The organism is Vibrio chemaguriensis (assembly GCF_012275705.1).
Lineage (GTDB): Bacteria > Pseudomonadota > Gammaproteobacteria > Enterobacterales > Vibrionaceae > Vibrio > Vibrio diabolicus.
The window spans coordinates 1-21,619 of record NZ_SHOE01000028.1; the positions used below are offsets into that span (position 1 = coordinate 1).

The window sequence follows — 21,619 nt, forward strand, 5'->3', positions numbered from 1 at the left end:
GGGGGGGGGGGAGGGGGGGGGGGGGGGGGGGGGGGTGGTGTTTTTTTGAGATGTGTATAAGAGACAGACATCGGCTCTTTCTAAATAACTGCCGATAAAAATAATTTCAATTTCAATATTATAAATAGTTGGCTTTATACAATGGATATTGGCTTTTTCTGCCTGTTAAAAGGATTTCATATTACACCACACTTGAATGCCGCGCTTACCTCTATCAAGGAGACTGCGTGGCTGACACATGTCAAACGATCTTGTTATCGAGGGGATTGGCAAGCACTTGCTTTAGAAGAATCCTATCGAAAGGCCTATTACCCTAACTATTTACTACTCTCTGAATTTCCAGAATTGGAACTGTTTTTATCTCAATTTTTCTGCCCAATTTTGTCAGTACGGTTTATGAAATTAGATCCGTGAGCTCAGATATTATAACGCCGAGCTTATGGCGTATGTTTTTCTCAAGTACAGGCTTGTTTACATCATTAACAACTGCTACAGCGGCAATTGAGGTTCATAAATTATGCAAAAGGGCTCACCTATAGAATTCTACCAGCAACGTCCTCAATCTCGTGAGACGGTCGGTATTGAAGAAGTGCAGCAACAAACTCAACAGTTTGGTTTTGCTGAACCCGAAATGGATGAGCTGCTTAAGTACTCATTACGGACTCAACTTGAGGCTATGCTCCAAAACCAACTCAGCACGGCTGAACGCCAACGGCAACTGAAAGAGAGTTTCGCTGCGGCAGTTGAGCTCGTATTGAAGGAGACGAAAGTTGAGCACCGAACACTGGTGCAAGCCTTTCAGAGCATGTATGGCAACGCTTGCCAATCTCTTTCTCTGGCTAAACTCACTCAAGAGGAACTGACCCGACAGTACATTTCCACATCTGGGCTGGACGCTGGGATGTCATTGCTTCAGCACGCTTCAGCCTGCGAGTAAAGAAATATATCAATACGGCTCTTTGCGGCATTAATGAAGCCCGTAACGGTATTTAGTAATGCGAGATTGGAAAGTTTTAACCAACCACACCAATTACGTTATGGGTTGGTTTTAACTTAAGTGTATACGTTAAAAGGAAGAACAGTATGGCTACAGAACCGTATCTTGGGACACTAACCGCATTTGGCGGCAATTTTGCAATTAGAAATTGGGCAATGTGCTCGGGGCAAATGCAGGCAATTGAAGATAATCCAACACTCTTCTCTCTAGTTAGCACTCTATACGGAGGTGACGCCCGAACTACCTTTGGTTTATCTGATTTGCGTGGCCGCAGTCCAGTTGGTGTAGGCACACGACCTGGGGGGATGGATTATCATCAGGGAGAAAGATTGGGTACTGAACTGGTAACTATTGATATAACCCAAATGCCAGCACACTTACATACGGCAATTTTTACCCCTCTTGGCACTGCTGCACCTGTAACAGGCAGGATGCAGGTTGCTACCAATGCTGCAAATACACAGGTACCCGATAGTAATTCGTATATAGCGCAAAACTCTACCCCTGGGTTCTATAAACCGACGTTTCAGCAACCAGATTTGACTGACATCGAAGGCTTAAGTGTGTCTGGTGGTGGCTCGGAAGGAGGTACTGTAACTGTGACTGAAACAGGCGGTTCAGCGCCACTTAATATTTTGAGCCCGGTATTGCCGCTTAATTGGTTAATTGCCACTGCGGGAGTATACCCACCACGCAGCTAATCAACCAAGAAAGAATTGGCTGAAACTTTCGCTAATCCTTTCCTATAAAAAAATTAAACATTTAAGTTGATTATGATAACCCGGCTATGTTGATAAGGCCGTCATCTTCAGGAGAGGAAAATGAGATTACGTCGTCAGGTAGCGATCGCAATTACAACAGCATGGGTGTCCTCAGCGTTTTTTTCCGGTGAAGCCTGGGCCGCACAGCAAACGATTAACTACTCTAATGGTTCAGGTTCCAATTTTAGTGAGGTGGAGACAGGCGTCACTGGGGGTATGCCCTCGGTCACTCTTACCAATGCAGGTGCTGTGTCTATGGTATTAGATGCCGGCAATAGCACTGATAGCACTCCGTTTACTGGCCTAAATGACCTCGGGTTTGTAGCTGGTGTTTTTTTCTCAAATACCATGATTAATGAGTTCAACAATCGTGGCTTCCGCTTTTTTGAGAGATCAAGTACTAACTTCAGTTTCGACGAAATTACCTTTATGCAGGGGTCGGCCCGAGACTCAGATAAAACGTATCAACTTGTGTTAACTGGCTTCTCTAATAATACTCAAACAGTGACCGAAACTGTCACCTTGCCAAAAGGTGGTGAAGCAAACTCAGGGTTACAGGATTTGTTTACCCTGACCCGTGGTACAGACTTTACTGATTCTGCATGGCAGGACGTTGATACAGTGACTATGGCGTTTACCCGAAGTCCGGGTGCTGACTCTCGTTATCTTATCAAAAGTATCAAGATTGATGACGCTGCGGTTTCAGACTCAACCGCGCCTACTTTTGTCAGTGCGAGCTCAACCCCCACTGATGATGCAACCAATGTTTCTGTTAGCAACAACATCGAGATTGCCTTTGATGAGAATATTGAGCTGAAGAGCGGCAATATTACCATTCGTAATATTACAGACAGCCGCGATTTTGAAGTATTTAATGTTGCCACCGAAAGTGATGGCACAACAACTTCACCAGGCGCTGGCCGTATCAGTGTTACCAACGATAAAGTTTATTTAAACCCAACCAGTGATCTGATAGGAAACCGGACTTACGCCATTCATATTGAATCTAGTGCCGTGGCTGACACCGCAAATAATAGCTTTGCTGGGATCAGCGATGATGCCACATTTAACTTTACTACAGTCGATACCACGCCAAATGCGCCATCTACACCCGATTTAGATGCTAGCTCGGATACCGGATCATTAAATACTGATAATATTACCAGTGACACTACTCCAACGTTTAGTGGGATTTCTGAGAGTGGATCGATCGTTACTTTATACAGTGATCAAGTCGGTGGAGGTGCAACGGTTATTGGCACAGGCACTGCTACTGGAGGAAACTGGAAGATAACAACCAATGAGTTGGCGTCTGGTATTACACATGCAATAAGTGCTAAAGCGTCTGATAGCGATGATAATGTTAGCTCGGCATCCAACGCGTTAAGTGTCACCATTGATACAGTAGCACCATCCGTAGTGAGCATTACCACGCCGATTGAGGCTGATAGTATCGTCAACGCTGCAGAAGACAACGATGTGCTGATCGCTGGCTCCGGCGCGGAAGCAGGTAACAGTGTGACCGTGACTATCACAGACAATAACAGCTCTGTCAGTCGTACGGTGACGGCCGACAACTCAGGCAACTGGACGTTGAGCGGCAGCGAGCTGGATATCAGTGGCCTGAACAATGGTACCCTGACTGTGTCTGCAACCCAAGCTGATATAGCAGGTAATATCTCCACCGCAGCCACACAGAGCATTACCCTGGACAATGCTGGCCCATCAGCAGTGACCATCACCACGCCGATTGAAACCGATGGTATTGTCAATGCAGTGGAAGATAACGATGTGTTGATTGCTGGCTCCGGCGCGGAAGCAGGCAACAGCGTGACCGTGACCATCACGGACAATAACAGCTTTGTCAGTCGTACGGTGACGGCCGACAACTCAGGCAACTGGACGTTGAGCGGCAGCGAGCTTGATGTAAGTGCGTTTAACAATGGCACCCTGACGGTGTCTGCAACCCAAGCAGATATAGCAGGTAATACTTCCACCGCCGCCACCCAGAGCATTACCCTGGATAACGCCGCACCATCAGCTGTGACCATCACCACGCCGATTGAAACTGATGGCATCGTCAATGCGGCAGAAGATAACGACGTGCTGATTGCTGGCTCCGGCGCGGAAGCAGGCAATAGCGTGAACGTGACCATCACGGACTACAGCAATTATGCCAGTCGTACGGTGACGGCCGACAACTCAGGGAACTGGACGTTGAGCGGCAGTGAGCTTGATGTAAGTGCGTTTAACAACGGCACCCTGACGGTCGCGGCTAGCCAGAGCGATGCTGCAGGCAACACCTCCAGTGCAGCTAGCAAAACATTTACGTTAGATAACGTGCAGCCAACTGTTTCTTTGAGCAGCTCAGACCTCGATTTGATCTCTGGCGAAACGGCGAGTATCACGTTCACCTTAAGTGAGTCATCAAGTGACTTTGCTGAGTCAGATGTCACCGTCACTGGCGGCAGTTTGTCCAACTTTGCAGGCAGTGGTAGCAGTTACACGGCGACCTTTACACCAACGGAAGAGAGTGTGGCGAGCGGCACCATTGATGTTGCCACCGGCACATTTACCGATGCCTCTGGTAACAGCAATAGTGCAGCAACACCACTTTCCATCAGCGTCGATACTATGCTTCCAACCGTCAGTATCACTAGCTCCAGCGCTGCGCTGAAAGCGGGTGAAACGGCAAAACTCACGTTTACCTTGAGTGAAGCCGCAACTGATTTTGCCGAAGCCGATGTGACCGTTGCTGGCGGAACTCTTTCTAACTTTGCGGGCAGTGGAGCCAGTTACACGGCTACCTTTACACCTGCAGAAGAAAGCACTGAGGATGCAACTATTAATGTTGCAGCAGAGCAATTTAGCGATGCAGCTGGCAACCTCAATACTGCAGCGACTCAGTTGTTGATCTCAGTGGATACGGGGATCCCGACTGGACATAGCATCAGCATTGATCAGGAGAGCATTAACAAAACCAACGAACAGGCGATGAGCTTTACCTTCGCAGCAGCTGAAGTGAACGCGATGTTCACTTATCGCGTGACCGACGGTACCACGACCATTGACGGCGCTAGTCAAACAATCTCCTCGGAGACCATGCAAGTAACGGGCATTGACGTCACTGGTTTGCAAGAGGGGACGCTGACAGTAAGCGTGGTGGTAACCGATGCCGCAGGCAATGCATCTGATGCAGTGACGGATACGGTGACTAAACGCTACGATGTCGCGCCAACGGCATTTGATGATAGCTTCTCGACTGAGGAAGATACGGCGAAACAATTTGATCTGTTAGCCAACGATTCCGATATCAATGATGACATGGTCGCTTCTTCTGCAACGATTAAAACGCAACCAATTAAAGGTCAGGTGTCGATCAGCAACGGCGTTGTTACCTATACGCCAAATAGTAATGAGACAGGCACGGATAGCTTTACCTATACCGTGAAAGATGCCCTGTTACAGGAGTCACAAGACGCGACAGTAACCGTCACTATCAAGGCTATAAATGATGCGCCAGTCGCGAAAGCGCTGACCATTAACACTGACGAAGATACCGCAAGCGCAGCAGTCACCGCGCGCAGTCAAGCGAAGGATGTTGAAGATGGCATCCCAACGGGTGATTTAGCGTTAGTTAGTTTGCCTCAAAAAGGACAAGTCGCCATTGATCAAGCTGTAGGCACTTTTGTATATACGCCGAATGCGAATGAAAATGGTAGCGACAGTTTTACTTACACGATCGCAGACAGTGAAGGCGGCGTTTCTCTTGCGGCCACGGTCAGCGTCAATATCGGTTCCGTCAATGACTCACCAGTGGCGGAGGCAGACAGTTTTACCTTTGATGAAGATGTCATATCGACACTCGATGTTTTAAGTAACGACAGTGATATCGAAGATGGGTCATTCACCGCGAGTAGTATTACCCTACAAGATCTTGGTCAAGGAGAGGGGGGATACAGTTTTGCCACGGTCAGTGTCAATACCGATGGGACCTTAAAGATTGTGCCAACAGCGAACGTTAATGGTCAACATAGCTTTACCTACACGTTAACCGATAGTGGTCAAGCAGTCTCCGTGCCAGCAACCGTCACGCTCAATATTACGCCAGTGAATGATGCCCCCGTTGCTGTTGATAACAGTGCACAACTACTAGAGGGAGGCTCCTTCGAGGTCAACGTATTAGGCAATGATAGTGATGCCGATGTTGGAGACAGTTTTGAACTCACTAGTGTCACAGTCGTCGATACGCCAGCATATGGCAGTGTGAACGTGACGGCGTCAGGAGCGATTGTTTACAACCCCAATGAGAACTACTTCGGTGAAGACAGCTTCAGCTATACGGTGGCAGACTTAGCAGGTGCTGTATCTAACGTCGCAACAGTGACCATGACGGTAACACCAGTCAACGACGCACCAATGGCGCAAGCACAGTCACAAACGCTTGATGAAGACAATAGTTTGGTGATCACGCTGGTTGGTTCAGATATTGATAACGATGATGACACTCTGCAGTATCTTATCACTGAGCAAGTCAGTAATGGCGTGCTAGAGCAGTTGACCAATAATGGTTGGCGCTATACACCAGAAGCGAACTTCAATGGCTCCGACTTCTTCTTGTTCAAGGTCAACGACGGTGATCTAGACTCGACAGAGGTTCGTGTCGATTTGACGGTTAATCCAGTCAACGATACACCAACCGAGACCGATATCAGTGCTACGGGAGAGGAAGAGATACCGCTGACCATTACTTTAAATGGTAACGATGCAGAAGGCTCATCTTTGAGCTATCAAATTGTAACATCACCAGTCAACGGTAATGTTACCGTCACAGGCAATCACGCGGTTTATACGGGTAACAGTAACTTCTTTGGTCAGGACAGTTTCACTTACAGCGTAAGTGACGGAGAACTTACCTCTGGAGTGGCGTTAGTGACCATCACGGTGAATAACGTTAATGACTCGCCAGTGATTACGGGTACCCCATCGACGCAAGTTGATGAAGATAGTGTGTATCAGTTTGTGCCCGCGGCATTGGACGATGACCCAGCGGATACTCTGACCTACTTGATAGCTAACAAGCCACCTTGGGCTAAATTTGACAAGACAACAGGAGCACTTTCTGGCACGCCAAGTAACAGTGATGTGGGGACTTATTCAGATATCGTGATTAGCGTATCCGACGGCAAAATTTCTTCCTCATTGTCAGCGTTTTCGATTACTGTGAATAACGTGAATGATGCACCCGTTATATCTGGCTCACCAGCAACACAAGTGAATGAAGACAGCACCTATCTGTTCACGCCACAAGTGTCAGATGTTGACAGCCAAGCCTTCACCTTCAGTATCGTGAACAAGCCATCTTGGGCTAGCTTTGATGCATCAACAGGCACGCTTAGTGGTACACCAGATAATGGTGATGTTGGCAAATATCAGGGCATTGTTATCTCGGTTTCTGATGGTCTCACGACCACAATGCTCAATAGATTCAGTATTGTTGTTAACAATGTCAATGACGCGCCAGTGATCGGTGGCACTCCTGCTCTTACGGTCGACGAAGGCAGTACGTATCGCTTCGCGCTGCAGGCATCGGATGTTGATAGTAGTAGCTTGAGCTTTTCAATCCGCAATAAACCATCATGGGCAACCTTTGATAGAGCAACTGGGTTGCTAAGTGGTACGCCGGAAAATGAGCATGTTGGCAGTACCAATAATATTGTTATTAGTGTCTCTGACGGTGAGCTAAGCGCCTCTCTAGCAGCGTTTAGCATCACGGTAATCAACGTCAATGATGAACCAATGGCAGTTAATGATACCTATGTCTTTACCGGGAGTAACGATGGTAGCTACTTATTGGATGTACTCAGCAACGACAGCGATATTGATCTAGACACATTACAACTGGAATGGGTTAAACCTACATCTGGAACGGCAACGATTGTGGGCAGTCAAATCCAATTGGCAACGACCTCAATTGGTACAGTGACAGTGCAATACAGTGTGAAAGATGGTAATGGAGGAAAGGCCACCGCGAAAGCAATCGTGACAATTAAAAGTGCGAAATTGGACGCACCAACAATAACCGCACCTTCAGATATCGAAGTGAACGCAAGTTCGCTCTTTACTAAAGTTGCATTAGGCTCTGCCGTGGCCCGAGATAGTACAGGCAAGCTATTACCTGTTTCATTGGTCGACAGCACGACCTTCTTCCGACCTGGAACTAATACGGTCTATTGGCGTACTCAAGACTCTGATGGAAACGTCGCTGAGGCTAGTCAAACGGTAACAGTGTATCCACTGATAAGTATCTCCAAAGATGCGCAAACCACGGAAGGCACCAACCATAGCGTAACGATACACCTTAACGGCCCTTCGCCGAGTTACCCAGTAGTCGTACCTTACACGGTTTCAGGAAGCACAGACAGTGATGACCACACACTCACCTCTGGCGAAGTGGTGATAACTAGTGGTACCGAAGGCAAACTTTCGTTCGAACTACTTAATGATGGACAAAGTGAAGGCGTTGAAACCTTAGTGATTGATTTGGACAGCACCCTTAATCTAGGTAGTAAGCGTCGTTACACCTTGACAATCTTTGAAGAGAATGTGGCTCCGAAGGTCTCGGTAAGTGTATCTCAGGCGGGGGAGCAGCGGAGCCAAATTGAAAATGGTGTTGAACCGGTCACAATCACAAGCAGTGTTAATGATGCAAATATGTCAGATATACACAGTTTCAGATGGAGTAGTGATAGCGATGTACTTAACCAAGCGATTGCGGGGCAGATGTACAGCGAAACATTGACTTTCTCTCCGCAATTACTGAGTTCAGCGATTTACAATTTGCAATTGACAGTTACTGACAATGGCACTCCACCATTATCAGTGACACGGAATGTCTATTTAGAAGTGGTACAAACATTGGCGGAGCTCGGAAGTGAAGATAGTGATGGCGACTTAATCCCGGATGATCAAGAAGGTCATAATGATAGTGATGGTGATGGCATTCCTGACTATCTTGACGCAATTTCTGACTGTAACGTAATTCAACAGGTTGTGTCAGAAAAAGATCGCTTCCTCATTGAGGGGCAGCCAGGTGTCTGTTTACGCAAAGGAATAACCATTCTGACTAACACAACAGGAGGAGCTTTATTGCTAGATGAGGAGCTTCCTAAAGATATCAACATGAAGAGCATAGGTGGAATCTTTGATTTTGTAGTAACTAATTTGCCGCTGCCCGGCCAAAGCTATCAATTAGTTTTGCCTCAGCGTTTACCTGTTCCAGCAAATGCAGTGTACCGAAAGTATAACGCTGAACAGGGGTGGATAGACTTTATTGAGGATGCTCAAAACACAGTTTCTTCTAGTGCTGGCGAGGCTGGTTATTGTCCGCCACCAGGGCACAGTTCATGGTCACAGGGTCTGACTGAAGGTGACTGGTGTGTACAACTTACCATTGAAGACGGTGGTCCGAACGATGATGATGGATTGGCTAATGGCAGTGTCGTTGACCCTGGCGTCGTTGCCGCTCGTGTAAACAATAATGCACTTCCTCAAGCGATTGACGACAATGCGTTTGTTAGTCTCAATGGTACGGTGACGCTCGATGTATTGAGCAATGATACCGATGCTGATGGTGATGGGCTGAAGGTAAGTCGCGCTTCTGTAGATATTGGTAGTGTTAGTGTGGTTGATAACAAACTAAGTTATGTCACTCAACCACAGTACTATGGGGAGGCTTTGATCACTTATAGCGTAACGGATGGTAATGGTGGAACGGGATCGGCGAAGGTGACGGTGAATGTGGTAAACAGTCAGAATCCGAATGCGGTGGACGATAATATTACCACCGATGATCGTACCCCTGTCACGGTTTATGTCCTTGCTAACGATACCGATCCGGATAACGACACATTGAAGTTGGTTTCAGTCCAAGCGCAGTATGGGCAGGCGGTCATGAATGCAGATCAGAGCGTGACCTATACCCCTACCTCAGGGTTTGAAGGCAATGATGTGTTGACATATATCATTCAAGATAGCCAAGGCCTGCAAGACACAGGGAAAGTTATAGTGACAGTTAAGTTGGTAAGAGATGTAAAGGTTGAAAATACTTCAGCAGGATCATTGGGTGGCATGATGTTGATGCTTTTGATTTTGTTAGGAGCCATGAAACGTTATGGAAGAAACAGTGCTCTAGCACTACTTACTGTGTTTAGTTTTAGTAGTCAAGCTGGTTGGTATGTTGATGTTCAAATGGGATCAAGCCATGCAGATGAGCGTGATGCTGTTAAAGGTGATAACGTAATCTCTACTGACAACACCGGGCTCTACCGTTCTATTGGGTTTGGATATGCTTTTTCTGAGCAATGGTCAGGAACTATCCGTTATATTGATATGGGTGAAGGTAGTGCAACATTGCGTAGTGCTACTACTTCACCAGAAGACTATCACGTTAGTGTCGCATCTATAGCACCACTCCTTGTTAAGGGCATAGGCTTCGACATCGGTTATAAGTTCTGGCAATACAATTCATGGTCCGCAAAACTGAGTTTGGGGGGCTTGTTCTGGGATACCGATATTGAAAGTACGTATCAAGGCAGCAAGATAACGACGGAAGTGGATGGTTTTGATGGATATATTGGTGCAGAAGTTGGCTACAACCTCTCAGATAATTGGGAGATCGGTGTCCAAGGCGCTCGTTATTTCTTACATGAAAATGATGTTGATATAATTGCGCTACAACTTCGTTATTTTTTTGAGCCGTTAGCAGCGTATTAACTTATGGTTTGGTATTTTTCGATAATTTATATCCTAAGCGGTCATGAAGCGGTATGGTAAATTACTGGAGATTAATGCGTGATACGTCGCTTTACTTTGAACCTAGTACGTTTACAGTCGAAGAAATATAGTTTTGGGGCTGACGCAAAACAAGCGGGTTAGAGCGACACAATTCGTAGTGAACTCTTATTTGGTTGAAAAGCGTTCCAAGCTCGAAGTTGCCATGACTCTGCCGGTGATAACACGACGATAAATTGATACCTATCAAGACGATAGTTTGATATTGCCTCTTCATAAGTTTATTGCTTTTTAGGTTTATGACATTTTTGAAGAGGCAATTTTATATCTGCTTTAATCCAATACTGATTGAATAATATCAAATGCTTTTTCTATTTTTGGGGTAGGGATAATGCCAAACCCAAATAAGAGGGCATTAGAATGATTGTTGATAGAAAAATGCGATGATGGATAAACCGCTACATTGGATGAAGCAAGCTTATTCACCATTTGTGTCGCGCACCCCGATACTTCAGCTGCTATATGCAATCCACCTTGGCTCTGAATACGTTGTAAGCAATCTACGTTGTCAATTAATTGAGTGAGCTTATGATACCTTTCGCTGTAGATTTTATTCATATTGAGTAAATGGTGAGAGAAATGACCGTCACGCATGAATTCGTCAAGTAGGATTTGAGACACCACAGATGTACTTCGTCCCAAGTGCCATAACATATTTGAAATTGGATCTATTAAAGATTTTGGCGGAATCATATAGCCAATGCGTAAGCCGGGAAATAGTATTTTAGAGAAACTGCCTATCATAATGACGCAGTCATTTTTGTCTTGTGATTTGAGAGCTTGCTTACTGGTATTGAGATAGTGATATTCCGCATCATAATCATCTTCGATAATGATTGCGTTATTAACTTCTGCCCACCTCAACAGTTCTAACTTTCTTTCGACGGAGTAGCTAAAGCCTAAAGGGAACTGATGACTAGGCGTTGTATAAATAATTTTGGTATTAGAAGGGATTGATTCAACGACAACGCCTTGGTCGTCCATCGGCACGGTGCCTATTTGCGCGCCAAGCAATCGAGCTTGATTTCGAAAAACAGGATATCCTGGATCTTCTGTCGACACGAGGTCCCCCGGAGAGAGTAATGTAAGGAGAGTCGTCATTATTGCCTGCTGGCACCCTTGCGTAATGATGATGTCTTCAGGATCACAGATTACGCCTCTCGAATGTCTTACATACTCGCAGATAGACTCTCGTAAACAAGCTAACCCTTGCAAATCACCACCATGTGCAAACTCTGGAGTTAATGCATTGAGCCTACTCAGTCTTGAGTGTCGCCAAATATGCTTTGCTATTCTCTGATGATCAGGAACGCCTAAAGTGAAGTCATAGTCTAGATTCTTTGGTGCGATGATCTCTGGCTTTTTCGCTGCGTTAGTGCCAAACACCCCTAGTTGGTAGTGTTTTATTGGTCTCTTATCTTGATTCACCGTTTGTTCTAGAACATTACTTACGTACGTGCCAGACCCTGCCTTTTTTACTATCCACCCCTCGAACTGAAGTCGCTCATACACCGAAATGACAGTGTTTCTTGCTATGCCTAACTTTTTAGACAACATGCGAGTCGACGGTAATCTCTCATTTGAGCGTAATCTGCCTTCTAATATCCCTTGGTATATCTCGGAATAAAGCTGTTGGCTGGTGACTTTTCCAGTTTCGAAGTGTAGTGAAAATGGCATCGTTTTCTCTGTAGACGTTGAAAAGTGGTTCTAAAGCGTTGTGAGGATGTGGATCTGTATATACCAAGTATATCTGCCTAGTATACCGTTATCTTGGTATGGAAAAAGCGCATTTGAGTACACTATTTCCCCATTTTGCAAACGGATGTTACTCACATTCGTATCTAATCGGCCTACCTATCAACGGTGATCAGGTTTAAACCTGTTTATATCGCACTAAAATTTTGAAGACATAGTGTTATTCATCGGGGGTTAACGATTGGAGTTCTTCAAGTCAGGATTACTTTTATATAAAAAGCTAAAAGCCTTGGAATAAACTAGAAATTAATTATAAGTGAAAATTAAAAATTGAGGGTTCAATGAAATTAAACAATGCCTTGGTGGCTATTTTATCGCTCACGTCTTTCGTCACGTTTGCGAAAACGGAGTCAACAGTTAGCAGTCAATTAAAGAGCGTAGTTGATGAATGTGCTAAAGGATTAATGAACGAATACGACATTCCGGGGTTGGCTGTTGCAGTAACGATTGATGGTAAGCGTTATTTTTACAATTACGGTTTCGCTGACGAAAGTAAGGGGAGTTTAGTCACTAACGACACTATTTTTGAACTCGGCTCTATCAGTAAAACTTTTGCCGCTACTTTGACTGGGTACGCCCAAGAAAAAGGTAAGTTGAACATGGATGACAAGGTCAAAGATTATATTCCAGAATTAGAAAATAGTGTCCTGGGTAATACCAAGCTAGTTCATGTCGCAACCTACACTGCAGGTGGTCTACCATTGCAATTCCCTAGCGAAGTAACGAACGACGCTGAAATGATGCAGTACTACAAAACGTGGAAGCCGGAGTACGAAGCCGGTACTAAGAGGAAGTACTCAAACCCTAGTATTGGTCTATTTGGCTACATCGGTGCCTTGAGTATGAAGTCAGACTATACGGAAATGATGGAAACCGTCATCCTGCCTGAGCTCGGTATGACCAATACGTTTGTCGATGTACCAAAGGATAAGCTTAACAACTATGCTTTTGGTTATAGTTCTGAGGGAAAACCCGTTAGAGTTAATCCAGGTATTCTTGACGCACAAGCCTATGGTATTAAATCAACAAGCTTAGATATGCTTCAATATATCGAAGCAAATATGGGTCAAGCGCAACTTAATACTGATATAGAAAATGCGCTAGAGCGAACTCATACTAAGTATTTTGATACCGACACGTTTACGCAAGCCGTAGGGTGGGAAGGTTATGATTACCCCGTTTCACTTTCGCAATTATTGAAGGGGAACTCCAGCGACGTAATTCTCAACGCTAAACCGGTTCAAGCAAGTGAATCCGGTACTCTCGGTCGTGACGTTTGGTATAACAAAACGGGCTCAACAGGTGGCTTTGGGGCATATGTCGCGTATGTACCCTCTGAAAAAATAGGCATAGTGATTCTGGCGAATAAAAACTACCCTAATGCAGAAAGAGTAGAGGCTGCTTACAATATTATCAGCTCGGTGGTGAAGTAAAATTTAGTGGTAATAGGCACTATGTAATTATTAGCGCTTATTTAGATACATACTATCTGCATTGTTTTATTCGATAGTATTTATAGGAGTATTCATGAAAACTAAGCATTGGTCTAAGGTGACTTTGCTACATGAAGTTGTTACGAATCCCAATATAACGATTAAAGGTAAACATAGTTATTACAGTGATTGTTGGGACGCCGGTTTTGAGGAGTCCGTTGTAAGATATCTACAAGGCGATGAGTTCAGCCGAGATTGGGAACCAAAATGGAAGATTGATAAGTTACATATAGGTGACTTTGTCTGTATTGCAGCGGAAGTTGTGATTGTTATGGGGGGGAATAGTACACATAGAGCTGATTGGTTCTCCTTGTACCCATTTATGGACTTTATTGAAGAAGCGTACGTCGGGAAAGGAGATACTCATATTGGCGATGGCGCCTGGCTCGGTATGCGATCCATGATAATGCCGGGTGTGACTATCGGAGAAGGAGCAATCGTTGCGGCAAACAGTGTGGTGACGAAAGATGTTGAGCCTTACAGCATGGTTGCAGGCTCACCAGCTAAGCATGTCAAATATCGCTTTTCTCGAGAGACGATAGACGAACTGCTCGCTCTTAGGATATATGATTGGCCTGATAAGAAAATCGACAGCCTGAAGAGGTTGTTATGTTCAGACGATTTAGAAGGGCTGAAAAAGGCAAGCGCTGAATACGATAGAAACCATTCAGAAGAGTGACGATGTCACTATTTTAAAAAACAGAAGAGGCTCATTATAGAGCCTCTTTTTAGTGTGATGGATCTCTGCAACCACCACACTTCCTTATCAACTCATCATTCAGCAAGTCGCCAACTAGAATCGGAAACCTTTTAGTTTCATCTTTGCAGGGAAGGTTACCTCAATAGCTGGCTCTTTCAATTGTTAGCAGAGACGCTCATAACTGTTTTGTTTGAGCAATTCGGTTAAGTCGCCTTGACCATATTTTAGAGTTGCTTGGTGTTTTTGATGTCGAATGACTTGATCAAAAGTAGGTCGAGTCACTGAACGAAAAACGCCCACGGGTACGGGAAAGTCTGGATAGCTCAAGTTAGCAAGCGCATAAGCATAGTATGACTCCTCGCATTGACTGGAGTGGAGCAAAAGGTTCGGGGCCTCTGATTCGACAATCTCGAAACCAAACCCTCTATTGATCAACGCTTTTGAGTGTGTTTTACCAAACAATAACGGTTCATTATCTGAGAGATAAAGTAGATGTTCGCTTCTATTAGCTGGGCCGTTGTAAGGTTCGTGCACTTTATCGTTAAAAATGACACAGTTTTGCAGGATTTCAACCACAGCAGTGCCCGAATGCGCGGCGGCAGCCTCTAACACCATCGTCATGTGTGCAGGATCATTGTCTGATGTTCGTGCTATGAACGTAGCACCTGCGGATGCTGCCAATGCCAAAGGTTTAAGCGCTTGATCGGGAGAGCCTTCAGGACTCGACTTAGAAATGAAGCCCTGTTCGCTTGTCGGGGAAAATTGGCCTTTGGTCAGTCCATAGACAGCATTATTAAAAAGCAAAATTTTAATGTCTTGGTTGCGTCGAATCGCGTGAATAAAGTGATTTCCGCCAATACTCAGTGCGTCACCATCGCCGGTTACGACCCAAACATCTAACTCTGGATTGCTCGCTTTTACACCAGTAGCGATGGCAGGGGCACGGCCGTGAATCGTATGAAATCCATAAGTATCGAGATAATAAGGAAAACGAGATGAGCAGCCAATCCCTGAGATGAATACGGTGTTCTCTTTAGTTCGACCTAATCGTGCTAGAACGGATTGCATCGTTTTTAATACGTTAAAATCACCACAGCCTCGACACCATTTGACTTCAACATCAGATGCGAAATCTTTGCGGTTGAGTACCTTAGTCGTCATTTTTAATATCCTTCAGGTGGTGGTTAATAGACTCAATGACCTCGTGAACTTTGAATGGTAACCCCTTAACTTGGGTTACGGAGCGTGCAGAAATGGCATATTGTGAGCGAATCACTTTGACGAGTTGTTGGTTATTCAACTCAAAAACAAGCACATGTTTGAATTGGCTAATGATCTCTTCCAAATTGATTGGAAACGGGTTTAGATACTTAATATGGGCGTGGGCAACCGATGCGCCTTGCTTTCTCAGATGCTCAATTGCGGTCGACACAGAACCTTGCGTGCCTCCCCAACTTAGCACTAGCAGTGAGTCTTGAGTACTGCCTGTTAGCGTTTGTTTAGGGATGAAATGGCAGATGTTATTTATTTTTTTTGCTCTTTCATCAGTCATGCGCTGGTGGTTTTCAGGATCATGAGAAGGGTTGCCTGTAATCGCTTGCTTTTCCAACCCTCCAATGCGGTGCATTTTCTCTTTTGTTCCAGGCGTGACCCACTCTCTGCTGTAATACACGTCATCACGGGCATAGGGATAAAACGGGCTTATGTTTGCTTTTGTTGCCTCGGCAGTGAGCTTAATCTCATCAGGGTTGGGCACGAGCCAAGATTCGGAGCCGTTTGCTAAGTAGCCGTCACTCAATAAGATCACTGGCGTCATAAATGTAGTAGCAATTCGACAGGCCTCGATTGCCATGTCAAAGCAGTCTGCGGGAGAAGCAGGAGCCAACACTGGGAGTGGCGAATCCCCATTTCTACCATACAAAGACAAAAGCAAGTCTGATTGCTCTGTTTTAGTCGGTAGACCAGTTGAGGGGCCTCCACGTTGTACGTTGATAACAACCATTGGCAACTCCGCCATTACGGCAAGGTTAATGGTCTCTGCTTTCAAACATAATCCAGGGCCGGACGTTGATGTGACTCCTAAACCGCCAGCATAAGATGCACCTAAAGCTGAACAAGCAGCTGCAATCTCATCTTCTGCTTGGAATGTCGTGACCCCAAAGTGTTGATAGGTTGATAGTGTGTGTAGAATATCTGAGGCGGGTGTTATGGGGTAAGAGCCCAAAAATAGCTGGCGTTGGAGTTTTTCTGCTGCGCATATTAATCCAAGCGATAATGCTTCGTTCCCTGAAACAGTACGATACAAGCCAGTTTTATCTGCTACGGGAGCAACCTGAAAACAGTCACTGAATATTTCGGTTGTTTCGGCATAATTAAATCCTGACTTTATGGCTAAAGTATTTGCCTCTCTCGCTTGCGGATTGTCAGCGAATTTATTATTTAGCCATTCAATGGTCTGTTCTAGCGGACGACTGTAAATCCATAAAACGATACCCAGCATAAAAAAGTTTTTGCTTCGCTTCACTACTTTTGGCGCTATGTTTAACTCAGAAAGAGATTGGAAGGTTAAACGCGTAAAACTGTCACTAATCACTCGGTAATTTGCGAGGCTACCATCGCTCAATGGGTTCGATTCATAGCCAGCAAGCTCAAGGTTTTTTTTATTAAAACCATCGAGATCAATAAGCACCAAACCGCCTTCAACGAGTTGTGAGATTTTGGTTTTTAATGCAGCGGCATTCAGAGCGATTAAGACTGAAAAATCGTCGCCAGGAGTATAAATCTCTGTTGAGGCAAATTGCATCTGAAAAGCCGATACTCCAGATGTGGTTCCTGCCGGAGCCCGTATCTCAGCTGGATAATCAGGTAACGTCATGACATCGTTTCCTTGTTTCGACGAGTTGTCTGAAAAGCGTTCTCCAAGTAATTGGATACCATCTCCAGAATCGCCAGCAAAACAGATCACTTCGCGTTTAAGTTGAATTATTGTCATTAAAACCTCTTACCGTGTTAGAGCAAGTTCAGTATGTTTCATTGCACTTAATGAGATGCAATGGAATTAAAGGTTGGAGAAAATGCCGTAAGCCCGAGCATTCTGAGTGTAGAGTTAATGGTGTTGGCTTTATTTGTCGTCTCTGAGGTCAGTAGAAATATCCATAGCTAGGTATGCTTTTCCGAAATACTAGAAAAGTTTGCATGACACAAAAATACTTTTTCTGTCATATTAGATGTGATTATTTTTCATTAATTGTGAGCGTTATGGATAAGCTGTCATTAATAAAGTTGTTTGTATCTGTTGTGGACTTAGGGAACTTTACAGCAGTCGCGAATCAATTAGGGCAGTCGCCTTCTACTGTTAGTAAAGCGATTGCTCGCCTAGAACAGGATTTGGGTGTTCGTTTAGTTCACCGTACAACACGTCAACTCCAGCTCACTGAAGCGGGGTTTAACTACCTTGAGACGGCAAGAGAAGTGATCAACTTGCTCAAAAGTAGTGAAGAGCAGCTTCATCAAAGTATTGCATCTCCGTTTGGTACACTTCGTGTCAGCCTTCCTTTATCGTTCGGGCAAAACTATATAACTCCGCTGATTCCAGAGTTTTGCGAACGTTACCCTGAAGTGAAGTTGGATCTTAGCTTTTCCGATGAATACACCAGTATATTGGAGAGTGGGATGGACGTTGCTATTCGAAGCGGGAGACTAAATGACAGCAACCTGATTGCGAGGCGATTATGTCCTATTGATATGGGTATGTTTGCCAGTCCGGAGTACATAAAGAAGTTTGGTCGGCCTCAGAGTGTTGAAGCGCTTAATCAGCACAAATGGATAATGTACCGCTATAAACAATCGGGGCGCTTGCTTACCTTGACGATGCCTTTAGATGGGCAATTAGTAGAATTTAGTCCTACACATCAAGTGACAGTAGACAATGGTTATGCGATGGCCTCTTTAGCGAGTTTAGGAGCAGGGATTGCACTGATGCCCCAATATCTTGCTCGAGACTTAGTACAGCAAGGTAAACTGATGTTGGTTTCTGAACCTCAAAGAACCGATGGTCAAGGTGTCTATATATACTATCCAAGTCGTAAGTTTGTGCCCGCGAAAGTAAAAGTGTTTATCGACTATATTATTCATAAACTTGATGAGCAGGGAGAGGCGATCAACAGCAGTTGGATGCTGAACCATTAAAGCTCTTGCTGGAGGACGATAGCTTTTTCTGAAGTCTAAGCGTGTTACGTGCCAGTAAGTTTGCTACATTCAGTTGTGCCCACATAAATATTAACTCATGGGTCTGTAAACAAAGATTCGCATCATTAAGAGCCGCATATAGCGGCTCTTTTTATTCTCGATGTATATAATAGTGACTTGGCTGAAACAGTCATAATATAAAATCGGTAATATCACTTGATGATAATGACCAAGCCGTAACTAAAATCCTAGGTAGGGTTCACATATCTCTGGGATCATAGGTTTTCCTAGAGTGTACAAGTGCTTAGTTCCAGATTCTCTTGGGTCAACTAAGCGAGATGAAGTGGACCATAAAATTCCTTTTCCATTACCGTATACTAATGCATCACCTGCAGAGGTGGCACTCTCACCAGTAATTTGTGATATACTTACTTGAGTTATTTTTTCATTAACACGGTCATAATAATACACTTGAGGTCCATAGCCACCAGCAGTGTTATATTCTCTATTTTTTGATGAGAAAGCGATACTTTCAGCATTATTTGATATAGTAGGACTAGAAATGCTATGAATAAGTTTATTGTTTGGTCCTTTTACATATTCAGACATTCCAGTATCTATGTTATAAATTGATAGATAAATGTTTTGGGTAAAGTCTTTATCATTTTCTGTATTTGCTGGTTTTCTAGCTGGATATATTAAGAACTTTCCATCAGGGCTAATTGATGAGTAAAAAGTGCTAGGCTGATGGCTTAAGTCTATCCTAGTTGACTTTATTTTTACCGAACTACTTTTTATTCTATCATATAAATATATTGCAACTTCAGTATCTTGCCCATCATAGACATTGTTTATGTCCATTTGCTCTGTAGAAGTGTATGTCAAATAACGACCATCACTAGAAATGATTCTTGATGGAGATAACCATATATTACCCAAGTTGCCATCTATGTCGATATTTATTACTCTAGATTCTTTATTCTGTATGTCAGTTATTCCAACTACTTTTTCTGTATGGTTTTTTAAACTACTTCCAGTAGAGCAAGGGTATTCGTAGTATGAATATTTTTCATTTATAGGGTAAACGTTAAAATGAGTATGCTTATTTGTGCATTTTCCTTCCATCTCGTCAGGGTATTTTGCAGTAAGTAATTTGTCTTCTAATCTATCCCATATTACTCCACTGTAATCTATCGAGTTGTCAGTATATGTAAAACCAATATATCTCCCGCTTGAGGATATAGCGGGATTTATCATTTTTATATAATTATCTAGACTTGATGGACGCCCTAATCGAGTTGTTTGATTTGTTTCAGTATTTTTTAGGAAATAACCACCATCCATATTGTCATCGGCAAGCGGTATTTTAGGTAATGTGTTGTGAAAAAGTACGTATTTTCCACTATCAGTAATTGACATGCTATGAGGTTTCACGTAGTAGGCTCCGTGACCAGCCGGATTCATATTAGAATCAGAGTTAATGATATACGGAGAAAGTTTTTCCTCATTTTTGATATAGGAGTTCTCGATATTAAAATCAGAAGCATAGGATTGAAAAGCAGAAAAAAATAATAGGGATATTGATAATTGACGCATCGTAGTTCCTCTGTAGTAAACGATCATGTTTATTTGCGACGCATTTTACTTTAAAATTTAAAAATTTATGGTTTATTATATACTCTATAGTTATTCCACTCCTTCATCAGTTCTGCTTTTTCTTTTCTCGCTGCAATCAGCATTTCTATATTAACGTCAGTGTTTGGGTGCTTTTGAATGTATCGCTCGTAATCAACCGGAATACCATTAATGTGCAGTTCAAGGTGTAAATGCGGCCCTGTTGTTCTTCCTGTGTTACCCGTTTTTCCTATCACTTGTCCTCTGCTGATCTTCTCGCCAACGTGGACGTGGCGTTGAGATAAGTGTAGGTAGCGTGATACAGAGCCATTTGTGTGGCGGATATTAATGTAGTTGCCCGCAAAACGGTTGTAACGAGACTTTAAAACGATGCCATCAGCAATACTACGAATCGGTGTACCTACTGGTGTTGCATAGTCAGTGCCTAAGTGTGGAGTCGTTATATTGGTTACTGGGTGTGTTCGTTTTAAGTCATAGCCAGAGCTTACTCTGTAGCTTTTATCAAAGGGATCTGAAAATCGGAGTTTATTTTTTATTGACACGCCATGCTCATCAAATATGTTGCCTTGCCCATCATTGATAATAAATAAATCGGTTTTACTACCTAAATAGTAAAAAGAACTAATATAGGTTTCATTTCTACTATTTAACTTAGTTCTTAAGATAAAATGGTCATCTCTCTTAACTGAATCAATAATATTAAAGTTACTTTTAATAAGGGCCAATAGCAAATTAATCTCTTTTTGACTTATCCCTGATTTTAACAATGAAGCGACAAACGAGTACTCAACCACACCTATGGTGATTTTTTGTCTAAGAGTCCCCCCCTCAAAAGGTGCTTGAACTCCCTCATTCTTGAACTCCAAAGGCTTAACGGTAGGCAGTCTATCCATGGGAGTGAGGATGTGGTGAGAAAGCGACACGCTAATAAAAATGAGTAAGGCAATGGTGAGAAGGGTTGCGGTAGGAGTTCGCACACTCCTTTTTATTATTAAAATAGTCATTAGTTTTGGTGCTTTATCAAGGCTGACAGTTGTGCGTAGAGTATAATATTTTAAATAAAACCTAGCATTAAAGTATGGCTAATTCCTCCGTTTTAACTAAGTGAATAATTATAGGTGATGATTTTAATTTGATAATTTAGTAAAAGTGACGGTTGGTCTGGTGTTTTTGGCTTTTTAAGTGGTGTTATTGTCACGTTGAGAAAATATTTTACAATAATATAATCTCGGCAAAA

At 43.7% G+C, this 21,619-nt stretch carries 11 protein-coding genes; 6 read left to right on the plus strand and 5 right to left on the minus strand.

Annotated features, from left to right (window positions below):
- Positions 1 to 517 precede the first annotated feature (517 nt).
- The 3 genes from EX191_RS19775 (at position 518) to EX191_RS19785 (ending at position 10,533) form a co-directional block, all read left to right on the plus strand.
- Complete coding sequence (locus EX191_RS19775; RefSeq protein WP_193448323.1) at positions 518 to 937, plus strand: hypothetical protein; 420 nt, start codon at positions 518 to 520, stop codon at positions 935 to 937.
- Positions 938 to 1,083: 146 nt separating this feature from the next.
- On the plus strand, positions 1,084 to 1,698 hold the full coding sequence (locus EX191_RS19780) for a phage tail protein (RefSeq protein WP_193448324.1): 615 nt from the start codon (positions 1,084 to 1,086) through the stop codon (positions 1,696 to 1,698).
- A 120-nt stretch (positions 1,699 to 1,818) separates the two neighbouring features.
- Positions 1,819 to 10,533 (plus strand): tandem-95 repeat protein, encoded by an 8,715-nt coding sequence (locus EX191_RS19785; RefSeq protein ID WP_243238768.1) that lies wholly within the window; start codon positions 1,819 to 1,821, stop codon positions 10,531 to 10,533.
- Between the two features lie 351 nt (positions 10,534 to 10,884).
- Here EX191_RS19785 and pdxR read toward each other — a convergent pair whose 3' ends face one another.
- On the minus strand, positions 10,885 to 12,288 hold the full coding sequence (pdxR, locus tag EX191_RS19790; protein WP_193448325.1) for a MocR-like pyridoxine biosynthesis transcription factor PdxR: 1,404 nt from the start codon (positions 12,286 to 12,288) through the stop codon (positions 10,885 to 10,887).
- A 359-nt stretch (positions 12,289 to 12,647) separates the two neighbouring features.
- On the opposite strand from pdxR, the gene ampC reads away from it, so the two are divergent.
- Both ampC and EX191_RS19800 read left to right on the plus strand, forming a co-directional pair.
- A complete protein-coding gene (gene ampC / locus EX191_RS19795; protein ID WP_193448326.1) occupies positions 12,648 to 13,799 on the plus strand; it encodes a class C beta-lactamase in 1,152 nt (383 codons plus the stop codon).
- Positions 13,800 to 13,893: 94 nt separating this feature from the next.
- Positions 13,894 to 14,538, plus strand: a complete 645-nt coding sequence (locus EX191_RS19800) for a CatB-related O-acetyltransferase (RefSeq protein ID WP_047008178.1) — start codon at positions 13,894 to 13,896, stop codon at positions 14,536 to 14,538.
- Between the two features lie 183 nt (positions 14,539 to 14,721).
- On the opposite strand, the gene EX191_RS19805 is transcribed toward EX191_RS19800, so the two are convergent.
- Positions 14,722 to 15,720, minus strand: coding sequence for a 2-oxoacid:ferredoxin oxidoreductase subunit beta (locus tag EX191_RS19805; RefSeq protein WP_104973529.1), 999 nt, complete (start codon positions 15,718 to 15,720; stop codon positions 14,722 to 14,724).
- On the minus strand, positions 15,710 to 17,551 hold the full coding sequence (locus EX191_RS19810) for a 2-oxoacid:acceptor oxidoreductase subunit alpha (RefSeq protein ID WP_193448327.1): 1,842 nt from the start codon (positions 17,549 to 17,551) through the stop codon (positions 15,710 to 15,712). Before EX191_RS19810 ends, EX191_RS19805 begins: the two co-directional genes overlap by 11 nt.
- Positions 17,552 to 17,817: 266 nt before the next feature.
- Between EX191_RS19810 and EX191_RS19815 the strand changes: the two genes are divergently transcribed.
- Positions 17,818 to 18,747 (plus strand): LysR family transcriptional regulator, encoded by a 930-nt coding sequence (locus EX191_RS19815; RefSeq protein WP_006741107.1) that lies wholly within the window; start codon positions 17,818 to 17,820, stop codon positions 18,745 to 18,747.
- 240 nt (positions 18,748 to 18,987) lie between these two features.
- On the opposite strand, the gene EX191_RS19820 is transcribed toward EX191_RS19815, so the two are convergent.
- On the minus strand, positions 18,988 to 20,343 hold the full coding sequence (locus tag EX191_RS19820; protein ID WP_164665494.1) for a TolB-like translocation protein: 1,356 nt from the start codon (positions 20,341 to 20,343) through the stop codon (positions 18,988 to 18,990).
- 65 nt (positions 20,344 to 20,408) lie between these two features.
- A complete protein-coding gene (locus EX191_RS19825) occupies positions 20,409 to 21,386 on the minus strand; it encodes a M23 family metallopeptidase (protein ID WP_193448328.1) in 978 nt (325 codons plus the stop codon).
- Between the last annotated feature and the right edge of the window lie 233 nt (positions 21,387 to 21,619).

Excerpts from the sequence above, each read along its gene's own strand:
- EX191_RS19775 (WP_193448323.1), top strand. The coding sequence starts at position 518 with ATGCAAAAGGGCTCACCTATAGAATTCTACCAGCAACGTCCTCAATCT.
- EX191_RS19780 (WP_193448324.1), top strand. The coding sequence starts at position 1,084 with ATGGCTACAGAACCGTATCTTGGGACACTAACCGCATTTGGCGGCAAT.
- EX191_RS19785 (WP_243238768.1), top strand. The coding sequence starts at position 1,819 with ATGAGATTACGTCGTCAGGTAGCGATCGCAATTACAACAGCATGGGTG.
- pdxR (WP_193448325.1), bottom strand. The coding sequence starts at position 12,288 with ATGCCATTTTCACTACACTTCGAAACTGGAAAAGTCACCAGCCAACAG.
- ampC (WP_193448326.1), top strand. The coding sequence starts at position 12,648 with ATGAAATTAAACAATGCCTTGGTGGCTATTTTATCGCTCACGTCTTTC.
- EX191_RS19800 (WP_047008178.1), top strand. The coding sequence starts at position 13,894 with ATGAAAACTAAGCATTGGTCTAAGGTGACTTTGCTACATGAAGTTGTT.
- EX191_RS19805 (WP_104973529.1), bottom strand. The coding sequence starts at position 15,720 with ATGACGACTAAGGTACTCAACCGCAAAGATTTCGCATCTGATGTTGAA.
- EX191_RS19810 (WP_193448327.1), bottom strand. The coding sequence starts at position 17,551 with ATGACAATAATTCAACTTAAACGCGAAGTGATCTGTTTTGCTGGCGAT.
- EX191_RS19815 (WP_006741107.1), top strand. The coding sequence starts at position 17,818 with ATGGATAAGCTGTCATTAATAAAGTTGTTTGTATCTGTTGTGGACTTA.
- EX191_RS19820 (WP_164665494.1), bottom strand. The coding sequence starts at position 20,343 with ATGCGTCAATTATCAATATCCCTATTATTTTTTTCTGCTTTTCAATCC.
- EX191_RS19825 (WP_193448328.1), bottom strand. The coding sequence starts at position 21,386 with ATGACTATTTTAATAATAAAAAGGAGTGTGCGAACTCCTACCGCAACC.